This window comes from Streptomyces muensis, assembly GCF_021474425.1.
In the GTDB taxonomy this organism is placed as follows: Bacteria; Actinomycetota; Actinomycetes; order Streptomycetales; family Streptomycetaceae; genus Streptomyces; species Streptomyces muensis.
This window is the reverse complement of sequence record NZ_JAKEIP010000480.1, coordinates 1-3,214: the sequence shown is the minus strand read 5'-3', so window position 1 is coordinate 3,214 and position 3,214 is coordinate 1. Positions and strand designations below refer to the sequence as shown.

Sequence of the window (3,214 nt, the reverse complement as noted above, 5' to 3'; positions counted from 1 at the left end):
GGGCGGGGGTCAGTGGGGGGGCGTCTGGGCTGTTGGGCCCTCTCGGCAGATGAGGAGGAGGGCTCTGTCGTCGTTGACGTCCTTGGCCACTGCCTCGATGAGGTGCCAGGCGGCGCCGTGGAAGCCGCCGGCCACGTAGCGGTCGGCTTCGCCGGTGAGGCGGTCTATGCCCTCGACGATGTCGCGGTCGGAGGTCTCGACGAGGCCGTCGGTGAACAGCATCAGGACGTCTCCGGGGCGGAGGGAGCCCTTGACGGGGTCGAACTGGGCGCCGTCGTAGACACCGAGCAGCGGGCCCTCGGCCGCCTTCTCCTCCCAGCGGCCGCTGCCCGCGCTCAGTTGCAGGCCCGGGGGGTGGCCGGCGGAGTAGAGCTCGTAGTCGCCCGAGTCCAGGTCCAGGACCAGGTGGATCGAGGTGGCGAAGCCCTCGTCCCAGTCCTGGCGGAGGAGGTAGCCGTTGGCCGCGGGAAGGAACGCGTGCGGGGGCAGGCTGCCCAGGAGGCCGCCGAAGGCTCCGGAGAGGAGCAACGCGCGCGAGCCCGCGTCCATGCCCTTGCCGGAGACGTCCGTCAGGACCACCTCCAGCGTGCGGCCGCCGTTCGTGCGGGCCGCGACCACGAAGTCGCCCGAGAAGGACTGGCCGCCCGCGGGGCGCAGCGCCATCTCGCGATGCCAGCCGTGCGGCAGGCTGGGCAGCTTGCTCTGGACGCGGATGCGTTCGCGCAGGTCGAAGAGCATCGTGCCGCCGCGCCGCCAGGGCACGCCCACGCGGCTGCGGAACTGTGCGATGAGCAGGCCGAAGAAGCCGCAGGCGGCGACCACCAGGACCACGCCGGGGGTGACGCGGGACGGGCCCTCCGTGTACGGGCCCAGCTGCACCGACTCCACGATCAGTGCCGTCGCCGCCGCCGCGTACAGGCCCAGCAGGCTCGCCGGGCGCAGCAGCAGGCCGCCCGCGACGATGGGGAGGACCAGCGCGGCCGGGGAGAACCACACCGGGTTGGCCATCGTCACGGCGCAGATCAGGGGGACGGTCAGCAGCAGGCCTGCCAGGGCGATCCAGTCCGAGCCGTCGCCGCGGAAGTAGTCCACCGCGCTTCTGCGCACGCCGACGCGGGCCCGGTGCCACTGCATCTTCAACCGGGCCGTGAACGTCTCGGCCGCCGTGCGCCGCTCTCGTCCTGCTGCCATTAGTTCGGGACCCTATCCATCGGACCAGCTGCTTGGCACGGGAGGTCCCACTTGTCCCCCGTCCGAGGTTCAACTTCACAGTGAACTTCACGGAAAGCCACCTCGTAGCCGCCAACGAGAAATTCCCTCGCTCGTCCCGCAATGCCCTGGTAGGCATGGTTCATGGCGAATGGGAATGGCAGTGCGAGCCGGCCCGAGCTGCGGGTGTTACGGCAGGACGAATGGGACAACTGGTACGAGACGCTGATCCGCGGCTTCGGCGGGGTCGCGGAGGCGGCCGAGGAGCGGGAGTTGTGGCACTCCCTCACCGAGTTCGAACGTTCCCTCGGCGTCTGGGACGGGGACGTGTGTGTGGGCACGGCCGGTGCCTTCAGCTTCCGGCTGACCGTGCCCGGCGGGGCCGCCGTGCCCGCCGCCGGGGTCACCATGGTCAGCGTCGCCGCGACGCACCGCCGGCGCGGCGTCCTGACGTCGATGATGCGCCGGCAGCTGGACGATGTGCGTGACTGGGGCTGGCCGCTCGCCGTACTCACGGCCTCCGAGCCGGACATCTACGGCCGGTTCGGGTACGGCATCGGCACCTTCCACGTGAACACCGAGATCGACACGAGCCGCGTCCGGCTGTCCGTGCCGCCCGGCACCGATGACGTACGTCTGCGGTACGCCGTCGCCGCAGACGTCCTCGACGTGTGCGAGGCCGTGTACGCGCGCAAGGTCCCCGGGCGGCCGGGGATGCTCGTACGGATGCCCGGATGGGAGCGGCTGAGGCTGCTCGACCCGGAGAGCGACCGGGAGGGCGGGTCGCCGTTGCAGTGCGTGCTGGCGGAGCGGGACGGCGAGGTCGTGGGGTACGCGCGCTTCCGGGTCAAGCCGGAGTGGGATGCGGCCGGGCCCAAGGGCACCGTCCATCTGCGGGACACGGAGGCTCTGGACGCGGCGGCGCAGGCCGCGCTGTGGCGGTTCCTGTTCGACATCGACCTCACCTCCACGGTGCAGGCGTACGGGCGTCCGGTGGACGAGGCCTGGCAGCACCAGGTGTCCGACATCCGGCGCTGTGCGCTGCGGGTGCGGGACTCTCTGCACATACGGCTGGTGGATCTCGCGGCCGCGCTGGAGGCGCGGACCTATCAGGCGCCGGTGGATGTGGTGCTGGAGGTGGAGGACGCCTTCTGCCCCTGGAACGGCGGGCGTTGGCGGCTGTCCGGTGACTCCAAGGGCGCGTCCTGCGAGCGTACGACCGATGCCGCGGATCTCTCGTTGTCCGTACGGGAGTTGGGGGCGGCCTATCTCGGTGGTGTCAGCCTGGAGGCGCTGGGGGCGGCCGGGCGGGTGCGGGCGTCGCGGCAGGGGGCGCTGGCAGAGGCCTCGGTGGGGTTCGCCTCGGCCGTGGCGCCCTGGTTGCCGCACGGGTTCTGAGGCCGCGCCGGGATGCGGCTTCGGCGACATCCCAACGGGGCTACTCGGTCTGGCAGTTCGGGCACCAGAAGAGGTTGCGGGCGGCGAGGTCGGCGGTGCGGATCTCGCCGTCGCAGATGTGGCAGGGCAGGGTGGCCCTTCGGTAGACGTAGACCTCGCCGCCGTGGTCGTCGACGCGCGGTGGGCGGCCCATCGCCTCCGGGGTGTGTTCGGGGCGGACGGTGTCGATGCGGTTGTTGCGGACGCCCTCGTGCATGAGGTCGACCAGGTCAGTCCAGATGGCGTCCCACTCGGCGGGGGTGATGTCCTTGCCCGCGCGGTAGGGGTCGATGCGGTGGCGGAAGAGGACTTCGGCCCGGTAGACGTTGCCCACGCCCGCGATGATCTTCTGGTCCATGAGCAGGGCGGCGATCGTGGTACGGCTGCGGGAGATCCGGCGGTAGGCCTGGTGGGGGTCGGCGTCGTCGCGGAGGGGGTCGGGGCCGAGGCGGTCGTGTATCGCCTGCTTCTCGGGGGTGGTGAGCAGGGTGCAGGTGGTGGGGCCGCGGAGGTCCGCGTATGCGGTGGTGTTGGTGAGGCGGAGGCGGACCGTGTCGGTGGGTGGGGG

At 71.6% G+C, this 3,214-nt stretch carries 3 protein-coding genes; 1 reads left to right on the top strand and 2 read right to left on the bottom strand.

Features of this window, described 5'->3' with window-relative positions; all coding sequences use genetic code 11:
- Nucleotides 1-9: 9 nt before the first annotated feature.
- Nucleotides 10-1,191, bottom strand: a complete 1,182-nt coding sequence (locus tag L0P92_RS43355; RefSeq protein ID WP_234768636.1) for a PP2C family protein-serine/threonine phosphatase — start codon at nucleotides 1,189-1,191, stop codon at nucleotides 10-12.
- A 162-nt stretch (nucleotides 1,192-1,353) separates the two neighbouring features.
- Here L0P92_RS43355 and L0P92_RS43350 point away from each other — a divergent pair, with 162 nt between their 5' ends.
- Nucleotides 1,354-2,607, top strand: coding sequence for a GNAT family N-acetyltransferase (locus tag L0P92_RS43350; RefSeq protein WP_234768635.1), 1,254 nt, complete (start codon nucleotides 1,354-1,356; stop codon nucleotides 2,605-2,607).
- Nucleotides 2,608-2,647: 40 nt separating this feature from the next.
- On the opposite strand, the gene L0P92_RS43345 is transcribed toward L0P92_RS43350, so the two are convergent.
- Nucleotides 2,648-3,214, bottom strand: a 567-nt coding sequence (locus tag L0P92_RS43345; RefSeq protein ID WP_234768634.1) for an Fpg/Nei family DNA glycosylase, incomplete at its 5' end; no start/stop codon positions are given.